We start from the raw sequence: 19,516 nt of genomic DNA, 5'->3' as shown, positions 1-19,516 counted from the left end.
GTGACGCCGAACCTACTGCCGGAGGGTGACGGCCAGGAAGCCCCATGTGAACAAGTCCATCGCGCCACGGCGACAACCGGGGCGATCCGGACGGGTCACTTGGCGGCGAGCACGTCCACGACGAAGCGCAGCGGCCCGGTCGGACGACCGTTGGCCTTGGCCGCGTCATTGCCGTACCCCAGCTCACCCGGAATGTCGAGCTGCACCCGGCTGCCCACGGTCACGCCGACCAGGCCCTGGTCCCAGCCGGGGATGACCTGACCCACGCCGATGGCGAAGGTGGCCGGCTCCCCGGCGTTCCAGGACGAGTCGAACTCCTTGCCGTCCTTGTAGAAGACACCCACGTAGTTGGTGGTGATGGTCTGGCCCTTCTTCACCGCCGGGCCGCTGCCCTTGATCACCGGGGTGACAGTGAGCTTCTTCAGGTCGCCCTTGCCCGCCGCCACCGTCGGCTTGCTGCCCAGCGCCGGGTCGGCGCCCTCGGGCAGCTGCGGCGCGGGGGGCGCGGTGGGGACGTCCGCGGCCGGAGCGGAGGCGGACGGGGTCGCGCCTGCCTGGTTGGCGGGCTTGTCATCGCCACGGTTCCGGTCGATCCACACGAAACCGCCGATCAGCAGCGCCATCACTGCGACGCCGGCGAGACCGCCCGCCCACGCCTGGCGGCGACGCTTCGCCTCGGCGGCCTTCTGCGCCGCCAGCTGGGCGGCCAGCCGCCGCCCCGCCTTCGTCGCCGGGCTCTGGCCCTCCGACCGGTTCTCCTGCGTGCGCTCGCTCACGTCGTCGACTCCCTGCTGCGAAGGTGTGGCCGGCACCCGGTGCCGGGGGGAAAGCCGACGCACACGGTACTCGCCCGGCGGCCCGCCGTGCCCGCCCCGGCGGCCTCGGATCGCCCAGGGACGCCGTCACGGGACGTTATTCCGGGACCACCATGAAGTCGGTCACGAACGAGGTCACGCCGCCGTCGGTGTCCCGCCCGATCCAGGTGCCGTAGCAGCCGTCGCCCCAGCCCGTGGTCACGGTGACGACGTTGGCGCCGGTGGCCTCGTCCAGCACCGCCGTGATCAGCCCCGGAACGGGCGAGGCGGGCAGCTCGGCCGGGATGAACACCTCTTCCACCTGGTCGTAATCCCAGCCTTCCAGGACGCTCAGTGCCGTCGGGTCGGCGAGGGTGCCGGCGCCCGCGTCCACTCCGTACCCGAAGTAGTCGTCCGGGCCGAGGGCGGCCACGTCCTGGTCGCCCGCGACGGCCGGTTCCCAGCGGACCGCAGGCGCGTCGGAGATCACCAGCTCCAGCGCGGCCACCCGCCGGTCGACCTCGGCGTCCTCGCGGAGCACCACTGCCACCCAGGCGCGGGCGGGATACCGCCCCGGCGCCACGGTCACCGTGTACGGCTCGCCCTCCGGGCAGACCAGCGGGTCGCAGCCGACCACCTGGCCGGTGGGCAGCACGATGTCGTCCAACGGGTGGACCTCGATCAGGTATGCGCCGTGCTGGTCGGTGAAGCGGGCGCCGGGCGTCAACAACCGGTCCAGGTCAGGGGTGTACGGCATGGGGGCTCCTCCGGTGGCACTGGCCGGCGGAGCGTACCCGGTCCGGCGGACACCAGTCGTCGCCGCCGTACGGTCAGGCGCTCTTGCGGGGTGCGGTCTTGCGCGCGGTCGTCTTCTTCGCCGGCTCTGTCTTCTTCGCGGCGGTCTTCTTCGCCGGCTCGGCCTTCTTGGCGGCGGTCTTCTTCTCGGTCGTCTTCTTCGCCGTGGTCTTCTTCGCGGGCGCCTTGGCGGTCTTCTTCTCGGCCGCCTTCTGCGCCGAGCGGGCCGACGAGATGGGAGTCGGCTCGCCGCCGCCCCCACCGCGTGCAGGCTGTTCGCCGCGTGCCGCCCGGGCCCGGTCCACCGATGCCTTCAGCGCGGCCATCAGGTCCACCGCCGCGGCCGGCGCCTCCTCGGCCTCCTCCGGCTGGACGACCTCACGACCCTCCACCTTGGCGTCGATGACCTCCTGCAACGCGGCCCGGTAGTCGTCGGTGAAGACGTCCGGCTCGAACTCGCCCGTCATCGAGTCGATGAGCGAACTGGCCATGGCCAGCTCGGGTGGGCGCACCTTCAGGTCCTCGTCGAGGAAACCGAAGTCCGGCGTACGGATCTCGTCCGGCCAGAGCATCGTGTTGAGCAGCAGCACGCCCTCGCGTACCCGCAACGTGGCGAGCTGTTCACGTTGGCGCAGCGCCACCTTGACGATGGCCACCCGCTCCGAGTCGATGAGCGCGTCGCGCAGCAGCACGTACGGCTTGGTGGCGGTGCCCTCCGGCTCCAGGAAGTACGCCTTGTTGTAGAGGATCGGGTCTACCTGCTCGGCGGGCACGAACTCCAGCACGTCGATCGCGCGGGAGCTGGTCAGCGGCAGGTCGGCGAAGTCCTCGTCGGTGAGGATCACCATCTCGCCGCCGCCGATGTCGTAGCCCTTGGCGATGTCGTCGTAGGTGACCTCCTCGCCGCAGACCGAGCAGGTGCGCTTGTAGCGGATCCGGCCACCGTCCTCACGGTGCACCTGGTGGAACCGGATGTCCTTCTCCTCGGTCGCCGAGTAGAGCTTCACCCCGATCGAGACGAGCCCGAACGACACGGCTCCCTTCCAGATGGCACGCATCCTGCGCTCCCTTCCCCGGTATCGACCATGCTCGCATCCGAAAGAACATGGCGCGAGGTGTTCGGCCTGCTACTACAGTCGGGTCGTGCCCGGCGCGCCGCTCAAGCCGATGCTCGCGATGACCGGGCCGCTCCCGGCGGGTGACGGCTGGGCGTACGAGTTCAAGTGGGACGGGGTCCGCGCGCTCGCCGACATCGCAGGCGGCGTCCAGCACCTGTACGCCCGCTCCGGCGTGGAGATCACCGCCGCGTACCCCGAGCTGGCCACCCTTGGAGAGCAGGTCGACGACGTGCTGCTCGACGGTGAGGTGGTGCTGCTCGGCCAGGGCGGGCAGCCCTCGTTCACGGCCCTCGCCGAGCGGATGCACGTGCGGGACCGCAACAAGGCGGCCCGGTTGGCGGCGGTCATGCCGGTCACGTACATGATCTTCGACCTGTTGCGCCGGAACGGTGAGGACCTCACCGGCTGGCCGTACGAGCGCCGCCGCGAGGCCCTGGAAGCGCTCGGGCTCGGCGGCGCCCGGTGGGCGGTGCCGCCGGTCTTCGCCGACGGCCCGGCGACGTACGAGGCGGCCGGGGAGCACGGCCTGGAGGGCGTGATGGCCAAGCGGGTCGGCGCCGTCTACCGCCCCGGGGTGCGCTCCCCGGACTGGGTGAAGGTCAAGCTGGAGGTGACAGGCGACTTCGTCGTGGGCGGCTGGCGGCCGGGCGCGCGCCGCATCGGTGGGCTGCTGGTCGGGGTGCCCGGCCCGGACGGCCGGTTGATCTACCGGGGTCGGGTCGGCGGCGGGATCGGCGCGGCCATCGAACGGCAGCTCCTCGCCGAGCTGGAGCCGCTGCGCTCGGGCGTGTCACCGTTCGCGCCGGGCGTGCCGCGCGAGGATGCCCGGGGCGCCATCTGGGTAGAACCCCGGGTGGTGGTGGAGGTGAAGTACGGCCAACGCACCCCCGACGGCCGGCTGCGCTTCCCCCGGGTGCTGCGGTTGCGCCCGGACAAGCCGCCGGAGGAGGTCGACGATGCCGGTTGAGAAGCTACGGGTGGACGTCGAGGGCCGCCCCCTGGAGCTGTCCAACCTGGACAAGGTCCTCTATCCGGCGGTCGGCTTCACCAAGGGTGAGGTGATCGACTACTACACCCGGATCTCCCCGGTGCTGCTGCCGCACCTGGCCGACCGCCCGGTGACCCGGATCCGCTTCCCCAACGGGGTGGACGACAAGTCCTTCTTCGAGAAGAACAAGCCCGCCGCGACCCCGGACTGGGTGCGGGTGGAGACGCTTCCCGCGCCCGGGTCGACAAAGGGCCGGGAGACCATCGACTACGTGGTCGCCGACGACCTGCCCACCCTGGTCTGGCTGGCCAACCTCGCCGCGTTGGAGCTGCACACACCGCAGTGGAAGGTGGGCGAGGACCCGGACATGATGGTCGTCGACCTGGACCCGGGGCCGCCGGCCGGGCTCGCCGAGTGCTGCCCGGTGGCGGTGCTGATGCGCGACCGGCTCGCCGACGACGGCATCGACTCGTACCCGAAGACGTCAGGCAAGAAGGGCATGCAACTGTGCTGCCCGATCGCGGGCACCCGGTCCGCCGATGACGTCTCCGCCTACGCGCGCCGGATCGCCCAGGAGTTGGAGAAGGCCCACCCGAAGCTGATCGTGTCGAAGATGGCGAAGAACCTGCGGCCCGGCAAGGTCTTCATCGACTGGAGCCAGAACAACGCGGCGAAGACGACAGTGGCGCCGTACTCGCTGCGCGCCCAGTCGGTGCCATCGGTGTCGACGCCGCTGACCTGGGACGAGGTCGAGGCCGGCGCCCGCGGCCGGCGACCGACCGTCCGCCCGTTCACCGCCGCCGAGGTCCTGACCAGGGTCGAGGAGTACGGGGACCTGCTGGCCGCACTGCTCGACGGTGGCCCCGAACTGCCCGACTGAGACCGGTGAGGCACCTGCCGCTACAGTTCGTCAATGCATCAGAGTGAGCTTGTCGATGCTCTGAGTGAGCTTTCGGCGCTGCGGGTCGAGCTCGACGGCCCCGCCGTGGTCGTCACGGTGCCGGCCATCGGTGAGAGCCTGCGCCTCTACGCCGAGGCGGTGACCTGGCTGAAACGCGGAGCGCTGCCCGAGGGGGATCCGCTCCTACAGATCGTGGTGCACCACCATGGCCAGGTGCTGCGGATGATTCTGCTGAACGACGATGTCGTGTGGCAGCCGGCCGATACCGAGTCGGTGCTGGACGCGCCGGTGCCGGTGCGGCTCACGGACGCGCCGGATCTCGTGGCGTACACCGAACTGGAACAGCAGTCCGTCGCGGCGCTGCGTGCCCTCGACGCGCCGAAGGCGAACCTGGCCACTCTCGCCGCGACGCTGCTGCTGCATCGGTGCGTGATCGTCGCCGCCCTGCGACTCGGCCTCCGGCCGCTTCGTGCCGTGCGGCGGTGGCATGAGCTCTGGTGTGAGGTGGGCGAGTTTTTGCCCGGGTCGTTCTGGCCCGACCCGGACTGGGACCGGCTCCTGGTGCAGGCCGGAGTGCCGTTGGCCCCGTACGAGGAGGCCCGGGCCCGGGCCCGACCCGCCGGGATCAAGGCGCTGACGGTGGCAGACCTGCGAGCGACGGAACCGAAGCTGACGATCGACCGGGCAGACGACACGACACTCGCCGCCTGGCGGCAGTGGATGAAGCTGACGCCGCGCCAGTTCTGCGAGGTGCTGACGGCGGAGCTGCCCGAGGCGCGGGTCGAGGTATCGCTCTATGCCGACGGCGGGGGAGCGGTCTCGCTGCGCATCGTGGCGGGCGGCGCGCTGCGGGCACTGCTGGAGCTGCGTCTCTCCTTTCCGCGCAAGATGACGTATCTCGACGAGATCCGCATCGCCGACGAGGCGACCAACACCGGGCTCTTCCAGCGCCTGCTGTCCAACGTGAAAGATCTGAATCGCGCGCTGGGGCTACAGTCGATCAAGGTCTATGCCACAGGTGATGGCAGCGTCGCTTTTGCCCTTGCCGGTTTCGACTGGGATCGCGGCGCACCCGAGTGAGCTGAGTCAGCGCTTTTCTGCCCGGCCCGCCAGAGTCCGCCGCAGCTGGGCCGTGGCGTCCGGGCCGATGGCCTCCTGGGTCGCCCCGAGCAGTCGGGCACACAGCTCCCGTGCGGTGTCCAAGCCGACGCGGGCCTGCAGCACCTCGCCTCGCAGAGTTGCGCGCTCGTCGTCCGCGACGGCACGGATATCGGCCACCTCCCGCCGCCGCGCGCCGCGCACCTCGTCCGCCACCACCAGAACGAAGTCAGTCCGTTCGAGGTCGAGTGCGGTGGCGCTCGAGCCGGCCGGGGTGGCGGCCACCGCGCGGGTGAGGGCCTCGGCGGGCAGGAAGAACAGCGTGGTGGTGGAGAACCGACTCAGGGCGGCCTGTTGCTGCCAGCGGGTGAGCAGCCCCGACTTGGCGTCGAGGAAGGGCGCCATCGCGAACGCGAATTCCACGTCGACGGTGGCGAGCAGGGCGCGGGAGGCGTCCAGGCCGGTCCGGAGCTGGTTGATCAGCGCGGACTGCCGGCGCAGCAGAGCGGCGAACTCCGTCTGGTCGTCGGCCCGGGGCTCGACGCCGGAGATCATGGTGTCGGCCAGTCTCAGGAGACGGTCGCCGTTGAGGCACAGCTCCTGCAGCGTGAGGACCACGTCGAGCAGGTGGGCGCCGACCTTCGCGTCCTTCGTGACCGCCCGCCGGTCCAGCAGTCTGGTGACGTACGAGCTGACGACCTGAACCACCGTGGACAGCAGTTCACCCACTGCGCCGCCCCCTCCGAAGTGGTGTGAGCGCGAGTGTAATCGCCAGGTCACAGCGGTTGGCCGCTGACGTCTCCGCCTACGTGTGATCGGCTGGCACGAGCGACTCGGCGAGCCGGGCGTAGCTGTCGCCGCCGTGGCCCGCCGCGATGGCCCGGTCGATGATCGACTGCACGGCGCGCAGCGGTGCGGTCTCGATGCCGCGCGCAGTGGCGGCGTCGACGACGTGGGTGACCGCCGAGCCCGCCGACGCGATGCTGGAAACCTGGGCGGCGAAGGTCCCGGACGTGAGTTGCTCGGCGAACCGGTCGGCCATGTCGGGCAACAGGCCGCCGATTCCTCTGGCGAAACGGGCGAACTCTGCTGGCGCGATGCCCTCGGCGCGGGCCAGCGCGAAGGCGTGCGCGAGTCCGCCGACCGACATGGTGAACAGGTCGAGCAACGCCATCTCGTACGCTGCTGCCGTGCCGGCGTCCGGACCGAGGTAGAGGCTGGCGCCGCCGAAGCTCTCCAGCGAGGGAAGGCTGTCGTCGAAGTGGGCACGCGGACCGCTGTAGAGGATCGTCGCGGCCGGTGTCCCGATGGTCGGCGCGGGCGTCAGGATGGCGCCGTCCAGGTAGTTGATGCCCCGCTGCGCGGCCCAGGTCGCCAGGTCCCGCGCCTCGGTGGCGTGCCCGCTGCTGAGGTTGACGAACGGTCCTGACGGCGGGCTGTCGAGGCCCGACAGGACGGCGCGAGCCGCCCGGTAGTTGATGACGCAGGCGATGACGATCGATGCCCGGTGTGCGGCATCCTCAGCCGTCGGAGCGAGCACCGCCCCGGCTGCCACGAGCGCGGTTGCCCGGCCGGGTGTGCGGTTCCAGACCACTGTGGGGTGACCGGCTGCGAGCGACGCGGCGGCCAGCGCTTGGCCCATCGGGCCGAGCCCCAGGACGGCGACGGTGGCGGGTTGGTTGTCCTCATGATTGCGGTGAGTCACAGCGACGACGCTAAACCTTGCCGTTGACGTGAAGGTCAAGCGCTGATCTGCTCTCGGTGTGCGGATCAGCGAACTGGCGCGGCAGGCCGGCACCACCCCACGCGCCCTGCGCTACTACGAGGAGCAGGGCCTGTTGCGACCGGCCCGTCTCGCGAGCGGCTACCGCCACTACGAGCCGCAGGCGGTGGGCACGGTGCGGCACATCCAACTGTTGCTGTCCGCCGGATTGAACACCGCGGCGATCGCCGAGATCCTTCCCTGCATCCCCGACGACGTGACCGTGCTGGCCCCCACCTGCCCCGAACTCCTCGACGCTCTTGCCGTGGAGCGCAACCGGATCACCACGTCCATGGATCGACTCGCCGCCGCTCGTGCCGTCCTGGACCGCCTCATTCAGGCCGGCTCAGTCCGCGACCAGCCCTGAGCACCGTCCTGCCTGCTCAGGGGCGGTTCAGTTCGCGGCGACGTGCGGCGCGGGCGAAGCGCGGCGCAGCCGCCACCAGGCACCGCCGACCAGGGCCACCGTGACGACGCTTACCGCGATGTCGCCGGCCAGGGCCGCCGCCGGGCTCGCCGGGGAGTACGGCGGCACCAGGTACGCGAACGCGGCGGCGCTGACCACGCTCGCCGAGCCGGATGTGGTTGCCCACGTAGTCGAACGCCTGCCGCAGGCTGAATCCGAGCCCCGGCACCAGCGTGGCCTCGGCGGCTGCACGGGTGTCGGCGTACTGCGTGTCATTCAGGTAGTCGGGGTTGAACAGGGACTGGTCCACCAGGCCGGCCTGGAGCACACCGAACGCGGCGGCGAGCAGCACGATTGTCGGCCAGCCCGCGCCGAGACGCCGGGCGGTCTCCCGGATCAGGATCGCCGCCCCGCCGTACATCGGAGCGAGGCCGATCACCACCGGAAGGAAGCCGTCGATGGCGAAGCCGCCCCACGAGCACTCGGCCGCCCACGGCGCGACCAGCAGCAACGCCAGCACCGGCAGGAGCCGCCGGCGCAGGGGCAGACGTTCAGCGGCGGCGGTGCGCTCAGCGGCGGAGGGGTCGTCAGTGGTGGCGGGGTCGGGTCCGGTCGACATGGGGCTCCTCGGCGGCGTCGCGGGGGTCACCTGTCACCGTGCGCGGGCCATCCGGCCACCCGATATGGCCATCGGCCGACGAGGCGTACGACCAAAGTCGTTGCGTAGGGTGGTGGCGACGTCGTCACCCGGGGAGCACGCAGATGCAGTCACACGCCACGGCCGACCTCACGGTCCCGCCCGCCGCCGAGAGCCCACTGCTCAGCTACCGCGACGAGGCGACCGGCGAACGCGTCGACCTGACCGCACAGCAGGTAGGCGTCTGGTCGGCGCGCAGCGCAAGCCTTCTGCGGGACGGCTGCGGTCTCGGACCCGGCAGCCGCGTAGCGGTCCTGCTGCCGCCGCACTGGCGTACCGCCGCGGTGTTGATGGGCGCCTGGGCCTGCGGCCTGGCGGTGTCGTTCCGGCCGCGCGCCACGGCGGGCCTGGCGGCGCTGGAGCCCGGCGGTGACCGGCCGTTCGACGCGGTCTTCGTGACTCCGGAGCGGCAGGACGACTGGCTGGAGGACGTGCCGGACGCCCCGCACCGCTACCTGGTCGGCACCGGGCCGGGGCGGCTGGCCGACGTGCCGCTGGGCTGGCTGGACTGGTCCGCCGAGGTGCTCCGCCACTCCGACGTGACGCCCGACCACACCGCCATCCACCCGTCGGATCCCGCGACCGCGGACGGCACGACCTACGGCCAGTGGGGAGCGCTCGCCCGGGAGTTCGCCACGATGCTGGACCTGCGCGCCGGCGACCGGCTGCTTGTCGACGCCGCCGAGACCGAGCAGCCGCTGAAGTGGTTGCTCGCGCCGCTGTCGGCGGGCGCGTCGGTGGTCATCAGCGCCAACCTCGACCCGGCGCGGCGGGACGCGGTCGTCGCCGCCGAACAGGTCACCCGGGTCCTCTGAGCGTGTGCCCGGCCCGGGATCGGATGATCCCGGGCCGGGTCCGTTGCCGGTTCAGCCGAACGCGGCGGCCAACGTGCCGACCTCGTAGGAGCCGCCCCGCTGGTGCACGATCACGGCGAGCCGGTTGGCCGCATTGATCAGGGCGACAAGCGCGACAAGCGCGGCGACCTGGTCGTCGTCGTAGTGCTTGCGCACCTGAGCCCAGGTCTCGTCGGACACGCCCTGGTAGGCGTCGGCGAGCCGGGTGCCCTCCTCGGCGAGCGCGAGCGCGGCCTGCTCGGCCTCCGTGAAAACGGTGGACTCGCGCCAGGCGGCGACCAGGCTGAGTCGAACCGCACTCTCGCCGGCCGCCACGGCCTCCTTGGCGTGCGTGTCGATGCACCAGCCGCAGCCGTTGATCTGGCTCGCCCGCAGCGACACCAGCTCCTGCGTGGACTTCGGCAGCGGCGACTGCTGCAGCACCATGCCGACGTTCGCGAACCGCTTGAAGAACTTCATGGCGAACTCGTTCTCGAACATGTTGAACCGGGCGTCCATGGTTCCGTCCTTTGCTGTGGTGTTCGATCGGACGACCATGAGATGCCGGCGAGCACAGCCCTGTGACGGTCGAGCAGGGTGACCACCGCCACAGGCGGGAAGGTGTCACAGAACGGTCGGCTCCGGCATCTGGTGGGTGACGCAGTCGACAGCGAACAGGAGTTCACAGTGGTGGACATGCCGCAGACCGCAGCCGACGACCGGCCGGACCGGGCCACCGAGGCCTTCCTCGCCCACCGCAACCTGCTCTTCACCGTCGCGTACGAGATGCTCGGCTCGGCCGCCGACGCGGAGGACGTACTCCAGGACACCTGGCTGCGGTGGGCGGGCGTCGACCTGGGCGCAGTGCACGACCAGCGCGCCTACCTGGTCCGCATCACCACCCGCCAGGCGCTCACCCGGCTGCGGACGCTCGGTCGCCGCAAGGAGTCCTACGTCGGATCCTGGCTGCCCGAGCCGCTGCTCACCGCGCCCGACGTGGCCGAGGACGTCGCGCTGGCCGACAGCGTCTCGATGGCCATGCTGCTCGTGCTGGAGACGCTCGCGCCGACCGAACGGGCGGTGTTCGTGCTGCGCGAGGTGTTCGACCTCGAGTACGACGAGATCGCCGAAGCCGTGGACAAGAGCCCCGCTGCCGTCCGCCAGATCGCGCACCGGGCCCGGGCACACGTCTCGGCCCGCAGGCCCCGCCAGGTCGTCTCCGCGGCGGAGGCCCGGCGCGCGCTCGACGCGTTCCAGCGGGCGGTCGACATGGGCGATCTGCAGGGCCTGCTCGACATCCTCGCGCCGGATGTGGTGTTTCTCGGCGACGGTGGCGGGATCAAGCAGGCCGTCCCGCAGCCCATCCTCGGTGCCGACAAGGTGGCCCGCGCGCTGGCATCCGGTTGGGAAAGGGTCGCGGGCAGCACGTCGTGGCGGTCGGCGCAGGTCAACGGCTACCCGGCGCTTGTCGTCCACCTCGACGGCGAGCTGGACACCGTCGTGGCCGTGCGTATCGAGGGCGGCCTCATCACGGGGATCTACGCAGTCCGCAATCCGGAGAAGCTGTCCCACATGCAGCGGGAGAACGTCCTGAGCCGCTGACGTCGGGCCACAACAGCGCGCCTCGCGCCCCTGCCGTTACATCCCAGATCAGGCCCGTACGCAGGTCTTTTGCCGGTGCCATCGGCGTGGTCTCATACCGGAATACGACGTCATCGACAGCGCACCGCTCCCTCACTGAAAGGTGCACCGATGTACAGGAGACAAACCTTCCGACTGGCGGTTCTCACCGCCACCGCCGCCACGTTCCTGGCCTCCGGCGGCGCCTCCGGTGCGCTCGCCACGGCCGCCCCCGCGACCGCCTCCCCGGGTGTCGCGGCGTGCGCCCCGGGCACCGCGGCGCGGGTCGCACAGGGCGCCACCGCGCAGGAGCCGGCGCTGTACTCCAAGAACGAGGCCAACGCCTACGGCGTGATCAAGGACGCGCCACGCCTGCCCAACGGCAGCGTCACCGTGCCGACCGTCTTCCACATGGTCTCCGACCACCCCCTCAGCGCCGCCGAGACGACCAGGTGGAACACCCTGATCGCGGCCCAGATGACGGTGCTCAACGACTCGTACGCGGGCCGTACGGCAGCGAACGCCTCGGACACCCCGTTCCGGTTCTCGCTCGTCGACACGACGTTCCCGGTGAACAGCGCCTGGTACACGGTCGAGCCGGGCAAGAACGAGCGGGACATGAAGAAGGCCCTCTACACGGGCGACTCCCGCACCCTGAACGTGTACGCGGCCAACATCGGCGGTGGCCTGCTCGGCTGGGCGTACTTCCCGAAGGGCTACAACAACGGCCGCGATTACATCGACGGCGTGGTGATGCTCGACGAGTCGATGCCGGGCGGCACGGCCGGCAAGTACGCCCTCGGCGACACGCTGACGCACGAGGTGGGGCACTGGCTGATGCTGGAGCACACCTTCGCGCACGGCTGCTCCGCGTCCGGCGACTTCGTCGCGGACACCCCGCGCGAGGCGGCCCCGCAGTTCGACTGCCCGGTGGGCGCGGACACCTGCACCGCACCCGGGTTGGACCCGATCCACAACTTCATGGACTACACGCAGGACTCCTGCATGGACATGTTCACCGTGGGTCAGGCGGACCGGATGAGCGACGCCTGGGTGGCGTTCCGCGCCGGCGGCGCCGGCTGACGCAAGCCGTGTCGAGGGCTGGCGGGCTGTGTCCCGCCAGCCCCTTTCCGTTCCTCACCGCCGGTGCAGCCGGGGCGAGCAGGGCACGGTGTGGTCGGCGGGCAGGGCACACCGGCCGCCGCCGGGCAGTCGCCGGTCGCAAAAGACCCAGTGGCGTACGCCCTGCTGGTCCTCGGCCGACACGGTCACCCCGCCCGGCTCGACGCGGGCGCTGAGCCGGGCCAGCACCCGGGCGGCGGTCCGGGCGAGGATCCGGGCCCGGAGCAGGTCGGGTGCGGTGACCGGCAGGTGGATCACCCAACGTTCCGTCATCGGCTCACCAGTCGGCGGATCAGGTCACGCACGGGGGACCGCCCTTCGTCGGGTCGCGTCGAAGTGGAGGGGGCGGCCTCCGCCGGTTGCGGTCGGCGGAGACCGCCCCACCCTGCGACCGCAGCCTCGATCGGCGGTACGGCAGCAGGGCCGCGCCGGGGGAGCGCGGAGGGTGGGGTCTCGGCGGCGATGCGAGACCGGTACGAGAGGCGCCAACCGACCGCAGCAGCACCGCATCACCGAGAGCGACGCTACCGATGCAGCATCACCTACGTCAAGTACCGCCCCGTCCTCTTCTACTGAACTATCATCACCTTCAGCTATGTCACCACCGTCACCTCTTTCAGCGGATGCATTGCCTACGTCGAGGGTGTGGATCAATACTGGGTGGGCCAACCGACTGCAAGGGGCCGCATCGTGCCTATCCCGCCCACCATGGACGAGCTGCTAGACGATCTGCGAAGCAAGATCAAGGACCGGACCTACCCGCCGGGCAGCCAGTTGCCCTCAGGTCGTGCGCTCGCCGACTCCTACGATGTCTCGCACTCCACGATCCAGCGCGCGATCGCGACGCTGCGGGAGCAGGGTGTGCTGGTTGGGCGCCCGGGGCGCGGCGTCTTCGTCGCAGAGTCCACCCGGCGCTGACGCACGCTGGTCGGCTCAGCGTTCGGTCACGGCCCGGTTGGCACACGCGGTTCTAGTCTCAGAACGAGGCATGTTCGGCAGTTATCCGTCGCCAGTGTCCGACCTGGAATCCCAGATCGTCACATTGCCAGGCTTCACGCCACCTCCCGTTGCGGCTCCAGCCACAACCCGGATCTCGCCGCTTGACACGCGGCTCGCTGGTGGTTGGAGCTTGACGAACTCTTGGACCAAGCCCAGCTCACGCTGGGTGGTCGATCGCTCGCACCGCACACCATTCAGCAGCGCGAGTGCTCTCATCGCCATGCAAGCCCTGCAGTCGCGGCACAACGGGCGTGCAGCCGCCGATGTGCACCAGCCAGAAGGTCAGACATGACGCAGCGTTTGCGCCTCACCACGGACACCACCAGATGTGGCAACATCTAGTACCGTGACTGCTGCTGCCACGCTTCGTGCTATCGATCTGTTCTGTGGCCCTGGGGGCTTGACTCAGGGCCTCAAGCAGGCGCGCTTCGAGGTCGTCGGGGGCGTGGAGCAGGAGCCGATTGCGTGTGAGACATACTCGCGCAACCACCCTGAGGTCCGTCTCTGGCAAGGCGACATCCGGGATCTGGATCCAGCGCGTGTCCGAGAAGAGCTGGCACTGGAACCCGGCGAGCTGCACCTCTTGGCGGGCTGCCCTCCCTGTCAGGGCTTCTCGTCGCTCCGCACGAGGAACGGGAAGCGTGCCGTCGATGACGGGCGCAATGATCTCGTCATGCAGATGGCCTCTTGGGCGGCCGAGTTCCGACCGCGAGCGATCTTGATGGAGAACGTGCCGGCCTTAGCCCGGGACCATCGCATGGAAATTTTAGTCACAGCTCTGGAAGAATTAGGCTATCCTGCTCGCTCGGCTTATCGCATTGTTGATGCACAGGAATACGGAGTTCCGCAGAGGCGGCGGCGGCTGGTTCTCATTGCCGTGCGTGATGACGTGATACCTATCGCTGAGAAGCCGTATCCACGTCAGACAGTGCGCGATGCCATTGGTGACCTTCCCATTCCTGGTAGCTCCGGTGACCGACTCCATGATTTGCCCGAGCGTCGGAGCCAAAAAGTGCGGGATATTATTTCACGTATCCCTCACGACGGCGGGAGCAGAAAGGAACTTGGCGAGGATCAGCTTGAATGCCACAAGCGCCTGGACGGATTCTATGATATCTACGGACGCATGGCATGGAATAAGCCTGCACCCACCATCACCAGTGGTTGCAGTAATCCTTCGAAGGGACGCTTCCTGCATCCAGAGCAGGACCGAGCCATCAGCTTGCGGGAAGCTGCGATACTTCAGAGCTTTCCTAAGAAGTATTGGTTCTCGCTGAGGCGAGGAAAAGAGGCTGCCGCCCTAATGATCGGGAACGCGCTGCCGCCTAAACTCGTTGAGGCTCACGCTACAGTCGTGCGGGAGTATCTAGAACAACATGCAGGCGTATAGCGGTGAACGGAAAGGGCGGACGTGGATCGATCTAAGTAAGTCGCACAAAGCACCGCTGACGGTTTGTTAGCCGGAATCGACGCAGTCGGAACACACCACTAAAGGTGGCTGCATGGCCAAGTTTCTTACTAGCGCTCGTGCAGTGGACATGCTCGGTCGCCAACAGATCGCGAGCATCCCTACAGCGCTCAGCGAACTCTTCAAGAATGCCTACGACGCGTACGCGGATCATGTCCGAGCCGACTACCTGTCATCACGGAGAATCCTGCTGCTGCGTGATGACGGCGTCGGTATGTCTGAGAATGATTTCCTCAGTCGTTGGCTGACTATCGCTACAGACAGCAAAGCGCGGCAGTCCAGCACGAGTCGGCCTCCGGTGCCGAGAAATGCGAAGCAACGTCCTACAATGGGTGAAAAGGGCATCGGCCGGCTTGCGGTGGCAAGCATCGGCCCGCAACTGATCTTGGTGAGCAGGCCTAGGGTCGATACGGATAGCGCCACCCCTGGACTTTCGGCGCCCGAGCCGCCTTCGATCGCCGCCCTTATTCAGTGGTCCATGTTCGAAATACCTGGCCTAACTCTAGATGATATCGAAGTGCCGCTGATCCGGATTTCGTCAGGCGAGCAGTTAACGAGGGAGCACCTAGGAAGCCTTAGGCAAGGTGCATTAGGCTCACTCGATAAGCTAAAACATATCCCGGATACTCTTCGCCATAGGGTCACCCAAGAGCTTTCGCACCTCACCTTCGATCCTGCTCCACTCCTGCGGCTCCCCGGACCGACACTTCGCGACGAAGGCCATGGCACCCACTTCATTATTGCACCCGTCAGTGAGGATCTTCCGGCAGCGATGTCGACCAGCAGGAGGGACCGAAAGGAGGGGATAGCCTCTCCATTTACTAGATTACTCATCGGCTTCTCGAATACGATGCTGCCGGGACACGCCAAGCCTCCGCTGAAGACGGAATTCTTTCAACACGACGTGGGCGAAGGACCCCGCGACCTGATCGATGAGGACGAGTTCTGGCGTCCGGAGGACTTCGAGAACGTCGATCACGATATTCGTGGGTCGTTCGATGAGTACGGACAATTTTCGGGCTCTGTTTCGATCTATGGTCGCCCTCCGGTAGAACATGTAGTCCCATGGCTCTCTGCTAAGGGCGCACGTACCAAATGTGGTCCCTTCGGTTTGAGGATTGGCTATGTGCAGGGTACTCCTAAGGAGTCCCGTTTAGATGCTGAAACGTTCGCGTTGGTGACGCGAAAGCTCGTGCAGATTGGAGGGCTTTACGTATACAGGGACGGTATCCGCGTTCTTCCGTACGGCAGTAGTGACGTTGACTATTTGAACATTGAGGAGCGGCGAACACGAAATGCCGGGCGCTACTACTTCTCATATCGGCGGATGTTCGGTGCGGTGGAGGTCTCAGCCATCGATAATCCAGACCTTCAGGAGAAGGCAGGGCGTGAAGGCTTCCGCGAGAACGGCGCATACCGTGATTTTAAGGCGCTTCTTGAAAACTTCTTGGTGCAACTAGCCGTCGATTTCTTCAACAAGGATGGCACGTATGGTGGCGAGTTTGACGAGATCCGGAGCGAACTCCGTCGAACGGAATCTGTCCGACGGCAGCGCGAGAAGAGAAGCCGCGTCGTTCGCGACAACTTTGCTGCTGATCTAAGGCGGGCGCTAGACGCCTTGGAGAGCAATCAGGTTCGGAGTGATATCGGGGAGGTCCTCGAGAGTTGGAGGATGGCCGTAGCCCGCTTCACCCAATATCCTGGACAAATCATGGCCGATGATGTGCTCGAGGCGGAACGTGGTGCCCGCCAAGATCTTGAGTTTATCAAGCGTCGCTATAAGGTAGTCCGACCGCGGGGTATCGGTCTGACATTACAACTAACTAGAGAGTTCGACGCATATCAACGTTCCTGGCAGCGAGTCTACGAGACTGACTATTTGCCCGCAGCCGGCGTTATCGCTGAAGATGTGGAGCGGATAGCGAAGCTGACTGGCTCACTCGTGATTCACTCTAGGCTTAAAGAGTCCCTGGAGGAGGCTCAGAGCCAGGGACGGCGAGAGATGGACGCGGAGGTCCGGTCCACCCGGGCGATGGCTACGGCCGCGCAGGAAAGGGTAAATGACTACATCCGTGAATGTCTCCTTCTCGTTGAGGCAGAGTCGCGCCAAGCTGCGGTGGAGTTGGCGCGCTTGGATACAAGTGGTTACGACGAGTTTGAGGCTGCGCAGGAGCGAGAGCGCCTAACTGATCGGGTCCGGTCCATAGTTGAACTCCAGCGCACTCGCCTCTCCGACCTCCAAGATGCGTTGTCAAGGCTTGCTGCTTCCCGTAGCGCTCTCGTTGAGGACGAGGTCGAGGCATTGGAGGAGGAAGTACTGGCGCTAAAGGACCAAGGAGAATCTGATCTCGAGCTGCTTCAGCTCGGCACGGCGGTGCAGGTAATTAGTCACGAGTTCGAGGCCAGTATCCGCTCGATTAGGAAGTCTATCCGCCAGATGCGGCCTTGGGCGAGAGCCAACGACCACTTAGCCGCAATCTTCCAGGATCTTGTGGCAGCATTCCAACACCTGGACGGATACCTCACTCTCTTTACACCTCTTCAGCGGCGCCTGTATCGGCAGCGGGTGCGGATAACGGGTGAGGATGTCGGCAGATTCGTCTACGATGTTTTCCGGGAACGTCTTGCAAATCATGAACTTGTACGGCTCGATGTTACGCCGGCTTTCAGGTCCTTCAGTTTAAAGGGTTACCCAAGTACGTACTATCCCGTTTTCGTCAATTTGGTTGATAATGCGCTCTACTGGGTAGGTGAGCGTCTTTCCGCGGGCGGATGGGTTCGGCTCGACAGCGACGGCTCGTCGATGCTTGTCGTCGATAACGGCCCCGGCATTCCGGAACGGGATAGGCAAGCGGTCTTTGAGTCGGGATTCACGAGGAAACCCGGCGGTCGAGGTCTAGGGCTTCGTATAGCTCGATCCTTGCTGTCAAGGGAAGGCTGGGTTCTTGAGCTTCCCAATCCTCAGCCAGAGGTTGGAACCTGCTTTCGTATTTCACCGAAAAATGAGTCGGAAATCGGCTTTGACGATCGGGGCGATGGGAAATGACGGCTACTGTCAATGGGGTCGAACTGCTATCCAGCCCAGGAACGCGGTTTTTGCGGAATGTCATTCTAGTTGATGACCGGGCTCTAGCAGGTGGTTCCGGCGACCAGTCCTCCTCGGACTCAGCACTGGTCAACGTCGCAGTGCCTGACGAGGTTGTGGCACAGTTTGACGGAGGAGACAAGGAGCCAAGTTCTGATGATGGTGTACCGGACCCCATTCCGTCTCGCGTAGCGCCCCGTAGCCCTCTCGATGATCTTCTGGGTGATACCCTCGGTCCGTCTGGGGACATTGACACGGCCGCGTTGGTGGACGCTTTTGCTGATATCGGAATCGCCTGTGCAATTATGGCACCGGAGACGGCCGAAGGTGATGATCGCAGGCGGATACTTCAGCTGGCAAATCGAAGCGATATAGTCATATTGGACTGGATCCTCGCTAGTCGCGATGGCAGCCACCGGGTGAGCAGTGATTCCCTCATTCGGGAAATCGTAGAGCAGGACAAGTTGGTCGGTGGGCGGTTGCGGCTGCTCTGCGTCTATACGACGGATCCTGACTTGGGTGCTGTGCAGCGGACAATCCTGCGGTCGCTAGAATCCGTTTACAAAGACGAAGACGTAGAGGCAACAGATTCGGATGGCCGGCTCCTGATTTGCGGCCCTCATTTGCGGGTGGTGATCTATGCGAAGCCAGTGCGGCGAGTTCGCGACAATATCGTAACTGAGGCTGAACTACCCGCTCGGCTTGTCAGCGATTTTAATGAGTTCTCGCGAGGCCTACTTTCTGGCTTGGTCCTCCACTCCTTGGGCGTGGTTAAGGATGAAGCGCACCGACTTCTTGCCCGCTTCCCTGATGAACTGGATGCTCCCTATCTCTCGCACCGAGCGATGGTTGGGCCGGTTCAAGCGGAGCAGTTCGCGCTTCAGCTGGTTTCAGACGAACTGGGCTCGGTGCTTTCGTCTGCAAACGTGCAGGCGGCGGTTCACCAAGCGCAGGTTGAAAGGCGCCTTGAGTACCTGCTCCCTCGTCAGCGGTCACCACGGGCGAAGCTTGGAAATAAGTATGTGTCGCTCGATCGCGACTCAACTTTCCAGCTGCTATCTGAGGTGCCTGACGATAAGACTGTCTCGCTAACTGACGGCGAGGCCCGTTCGATGAAGAAATTCCGGAATTATACCTCGCTGCTTGTGGAGTCGGAGGAGAGGGCGAACGAGTTGGATCACTCGTTCGCCGCACTATCCTGCCTGGCGCGCAATCCCAAGTTTGAACTCGAATCCGCTCCGCCGCCTGTGCTCGCTCTAGGGACTCTGGTGCAGCGCGTTTTCGATCCACGTACTGATTCTGATCAACCGCCAGTAGGTGATAGGTACTTCCTATGTCTTCAGCCTCTCTGCGATACCGTGCGACTGTCAGGTCCAACACCCTTTCCCTTTATTCCTCTCCTGGGTCGAACTGAGGGCGATACGAAGCCGTTTAACATCGTGACGTTCGCGCCTCAAATCGGGGGCGGATCTGCGGAGCGTTGTTATCTGTCCACGACCGGTAAGAGAATTAGAGACTTGAAGATGATGGAGTTTACCCCCAACACGGAGCGATTCGTTGGGGCAGTGTGGGACGCCGCAGGTGGTGCATGGCTTTTCAGGGATACCAGAGGGGACGCCTACTGGTGGCTTGGCGATCTGCGCACGGACCATGGTCACAGAATGGCCGGGAATTTCGGATCGATGTTGGGCCGCATCGGGTTGGATGAGTCGGAGTGGCTCCGTCTCATGGCCGAGTGAAGGGCCTGTTGTAGGCGGAATCGAGCGTCGATTGGCGGTCAACTCGCATTGACCCCCGGCGCGATTAGGGCTGTTACGACCACTGACGTGC

General features: G+C 66.5%; 19 protein-coding genes. 11 read left to right on the top strand and 8 right to left on the bottom strand.

Annotation, left to right across the window (positions count from 1 at the left end; translation table 11 throughout):
• Positions 1-95: 95 nt before the first annotated feature.
• The 3 genes from ACGFIE_RS02220 to ACGFIE_RS02210 all read right to left on the bottom strand — a co-directional run bounded on the left by ACGFIE_RS02220 (position 96) and on the right by ACGFIE_RS02210 (position 2,647).
• Positions 96-812, bottom strand: coding sequence for an FKBP-type peptidyl-prolyl cis-trans isomerase (locus tag ACGFIE_RS02220; RefSeq protein ID WP_393291239.1), 717 nt, complete (start codon positions 810-812; stop codon positions 96-98).
• Positions 813-912: 100 nt separating this feature from the next.
• A complete protein-coding gene (locus ACGFIE_RS02215) occupies positions 913-1,551 on the bottom strand; it encodes a DUF4241 domain-containing protein (RefSeq protein WP_393290168.1) in 639 nt (212 codons plus the stop codon).
• 73 nt (positions 1,552-1,624) lie between these two features.
• Positions 1,625-2,647 (bottom strand): Ku protein, encoded by a 1,023-nt coding sequence (locus ACGFIE_RS02210; protein WP_393290167.1) that lies wholly within the window; start codon positions 2,645-2,647, stop codon positions 1,625-1,627.
• 85 nt (positions 2,648-2,732) lie between these two features.
• Between ACGFIE_RS02210 and ligD (ACGFIE_RS02205) the strand changes: the two genes are divergently transcribed.
• From ligD (ACGFIE_RS02205) to ACGFIE_RS02195, 3 genes are read left to right on the top strand one after another with little or no spacing between them, the layout of a single operon-like run.
• Positions 2,733-3,674 carry a non-homologous end-joining DNA ligase gene (gene ligD / locus ACGFIE_RS02205; RefSeq protein WP_393290165.1) on the top strand — a complete coding sequence of 314 codons (942 nt, stop codon included), beginning with the start codon at positions 2,733-2,735 and terminating at the stop codon, positions 3,672-3,674.
• Positions 3,664-4,575 carry a non-homologous end-joining DNA ligase gene (ligD, locus tag ACGFIE_RS02200; protein ID WP_393290163.1) on the top strand — a complete coding sequence of 304 codons (912 nt, stop codon included), beginning with the start codon at positions 3,664-3,666 and terminating at the stop codon, positions 4,573-4,575. The genes ligD (ACGFIE_RS02205) and ligD (ACGFIE_RS02200) overlap by 11 nt, the downstream gene beginning before the upstream one ends.
• A 33-nt stretch (positions 4,576-4,608) precedes the next feature.
• The gene (locus ACGFIE_RS02195; RefSeq protein WP_393290160.1) at positions 4,609-5,676 is read left to right on the top strand and encodes a hypothetical protein; all 1,068 of its coding nucleotides are present in this window, start codon (positions 4,609-4,611) and stop codon (positions 5,674-5,676) included.
• A gap of 6 nt (positions 5,677-5,682) precedes the next feature.
• Here the strand turns inward: ACGFIE_RS02195 and ACGFIE_RS02190 are convergent, their stop codons facing one another.
• Both ACGFIE_RS02190 and ACGFIE_RS02185 read right to left on the bottom strand, forming a co-directional pair.
• A complete protein-coding gene (locus ACGFIE_RS02190) occupies positions 5,683-6,423 on the bottom strand; it encodes a hypothetical protein (protein WP_393290158.1) in 741 nt (246 codons plus the stop codon).
• A gap of 76 nt (positions 6,424-6,499) precedes the next feature.
• A complete protein-coding gene (locus tag ACGFIE_RS02185; RefSeq protein ID WP_393290156.1) occupies positions 6,500-7,399 on the bottom strand; it encodes an NAD(P)-dependent oxidoreductase in 900 nt (299 codons plus the stop codon).
• 58 nt (positions 7,400-7,457) lie between these two features.
• Between ACGFIE_RS02185 and ACGFIE_RS02180 the strand changes: the two genes are divergently transcribed.
• Positions 7,458-7,823 (top strand): MerR family transcriptional regulator, encoded by a 366-nt coding sequence (locus ACGFIE_RS02180; protein ID WP_363687752.1) that lies wholly within the window; start codon positions 7,458-7,460, stop codon positions 7,821-7,823.
• 16 nt (positions 7,824-7,839) lie between these two features.
• Here the strand turns inward: ACGFIE_RS02180 and ACGFIE_RS02175 are convergent, their stop codons facing one another.
• The gene (locus tag ACGFIE_RS02175; RefSeq protein WP_393290154.1) at positions 7,840-8,481 is read right to left on the bottom strand and encodes a hypothetical protein; all 642 of its coding nucleotides are present in this window, start codon (positions 8,479-8,481) and stop codon (positions 7,840-7,842) included.
• A 143-nt stretch (positions 8,482-8,624) separates the two neighbouring features.
• Here ACGFIE_RS02175 and ACGFIE_RS02170 point away from each other — a divergent pair, with 143 nt between their 5' ends.
• Complete coding sequence (locus ACGFIE_RS02170; protein ID WP_393290152.1) at positions 8,625-9,374, top strand: TIGR03089 family protein; 750 nt, start codon at positions 8,625-8,627, stop codon at positions 9,372-9,374.
• 51 nt (positions 9,375-9,425) lie between these two features.
• On the opposite strand, the gene ACGFIE_RS02165 is transcribed toward ACGFIE_RS02170, so the two are convergent.
• Positions 9,426-9,911, bottom strand: a complete 486-nt coding sequence (locus ACGFIE_RS02165; protein ID WP_358140039.1) for a carboxymuconolactone decarboxylase family protein — start codon at positions 9,909-9,911, stop codon at positions 9,426-9,428.
• A gap of 177 nt (positions 9,912-10,088) precedes the next feature.
• Here ACGFIE_RS02165 and ACGFIE_RS02160 point away from each other — a divergent pair, with 177 nt between their 5' ends.
• A complete protein-coding gene (locus ACGFIE_RS02160; RefSeq protein WP_393291237.1) occupies positions 10,089-10,994 on the top strand; it encodes an RNA polymerase sigma-70 factor in 906 nt (301 codons plus the stop codon).
• A gap of 150 nt (positions 10,995-11,144) precedes the next feature.
• Positions 11,145-12,095 carry a zinc metalloprotease gene (locus ACGFIE_RS02155; protein WP_393290150.1) on the top strand — a complete coding sequence of 317 codons (951 nt, stop codon included), beginning with the start codon at positions 11,145-11,147 and terminating at the stop codon, positions 12,093-12,095.
• A 54-nt stretch (positions 12,096-12,149) separates the two neighbouring features.
• Here ACGFIE_RS02155 and ACGFIE_RS02150 read toward each other — a convergent pair whose 3' ends face one another.
• Positions 12,150-12,407 carry a hypothetical protein gene (locus ACGFIE_RS02150; protein WP_393290148.1) on the bottom strand — a complete coding sequence of 86 codons (258 nt, stop codon included), beginning with the start codon at positions 12,405-12,407 and terminating at the stop codon, positions 12,150-12,152.
• 435 nt (positions 12,408-12,842) lie between these two features.
• On the opposite strand from ACGFIE_RS02150, the gene ACGFIE_RS02145 reads away from it, so the two are divergent.
• The 4 genes from ACGFIE_RS02145 (at position 12,843) to ACGFIE_RS02130 (ending at position 19,425) form a co-directional block, all read left to right on the top strand.
• On the top strand, positions 12,843-13,052 hold the full coding sequence (locus tag ACGFIE_RS02145) for a winged helix-turn-helix domain-containing protein (RefSeq protein ID WP_393290146.1): 210 nt from the start codon (positions 12,843-12,845) through the stop codon (positions 13,050-13,052).
• 427 nt (positions 13,053-13,479) lie between these two features.
• Entirely contained in the window at positions 13,480-14,523 is a 1,044-nt protein-coding gene (locus ACGFIE_RS02140; protein WP_393290144.1) for a DNA cytosine methyltransferase, read from the top strand.
• 112 nt (positions 14,524-14,635) lie between these two features.
• Complete coding sequence (locus tag ACGFIE_RS02135; protein WP_393290142.1) at positions 14,636-17,647, top strand: ATP-binding protein; 3,012 nt, start codon at positions 14,636-14,638, stop codon at positions 17,645-17,647.
• Positions 17,644-19,425 (top strand): response regulator receiver domain, encoded by a 1,782-nt coding sequence (locus ACGFIE_RS02130; RefSeq protein ID WP_393290140.1) that lies wholly within the window; start codon positions 17,644-17,646, stop codon positions 19,423-19,425. The genes ACGFIE_RS02135 and ACGFIE_RS02130 overlap by 4 nt, the downstream gene beginning before the upstream one ends.
• Positions 19,426-19,516 lie beyond the last annotated feature (91 nt).

Origin of the sequence: Micromonospora sp. NPDC049275, assembly GCF_043197115.1 — a bacterium.
Taxonomy (GTDB): domain Bacteria; phylum Actinomycetota; class Actinomycetes; order Mycobacteriales; family Micromonosporaceae; genus Micromonospora.
This window is presented reverse-complemented; position numbering and strand designations above follow the sequence as displayed.

Coding starts and splice junctions, on each gene's coding strand:
- ACGFIE_RS02215 (WP_393290168.1), bottom strand. CDS start 1,551: ATGCCGTACACCCCTGACCTGGACCGGTTGTTGACGCCCGGCGCCCGC.
- ACGFIE_RS02210 (WP_393290167.1), bottom strand. CDS start 2,647: ATGCGTGCCATCTGGAAGGGAGCCGTGTCGTTCGGGCTCGTCTCGATC.
- ligD (WP_393290163.1), top strand. CDS start 3,664: ATGCCGGTTGAGAAGCTACGGGTGGACGTCGAGGGCCGCCCCCTGGAG.
- ACGFIE_RS02195 (WP_393290160.1), top strand. CDS start 4,609: ATGCATCAGAGTGAGCTTGTCGATGCTCTGAGTGAGCTTTCGGCGCTG.
- ACGFIE_RS02175 (WP_393290154.1), bottom strand. CDS start 8,481: ATGTCGACCGGACCCGACCCCGCCACCACTGACGACCCCTCCGCCGCT.
- ACGFIE_RS02170 (WP_393290152.1), top strand. CDS start 8,625: ATGCAGTCACACGCCACGGCCGACCTCACGGTCCCGCCCGCCGCCGAG.
- ACGFIE_RS02165 (WP_358140039.1), bottom strand. CDS start 9,911: ATGGACGCCCGGTTCAACATGTTCGAGAACGAGTTCGCCATGAAGTTC.
- ACGFIE_RS02160 (WP_393291237.1), top strand. CDS start 10,089: ATGCCGCAGACCGCAGCCGACGACCGGCCGGACCGGGCCACCGAGGCC.
- ACGFIE_RS02155 (WP_393290150.1), top strand. CDS start 11,145: ATGTACAGGAGACAAACCTTCCGACTGGCGGTTCTCACCGCCACCGCC.
- ACGFIE_RS02150 (WP_393290148.1), bottom strand. CDS start 12,407: ATGACGGAACGTTGGGTGATCCACCTGCCGGTCACCGCACCCGACCTG.
- ACGFIE_RS02145 (WP_393290146.1), top strand. CDS start 12,843: ATGGACGAGCTGCTAGACGATCTGCGAAGCAAGATCAAGGACCGGACC.
- ACGFIE_RS02135 (WP_393290142.1), top strand. CDS start 14,636: ATGGCCAAGTTTCTTACTAGCGCTCGTGCAGTGGACATGCTCGGTCGC.
- ACGFIE_RS02130 (WP_393290140.1), top strand. CDS start 17,644: ATGACGGCTACTGTCAATGGGGTCGAACTGCTATCCAGCCCAGGAACG.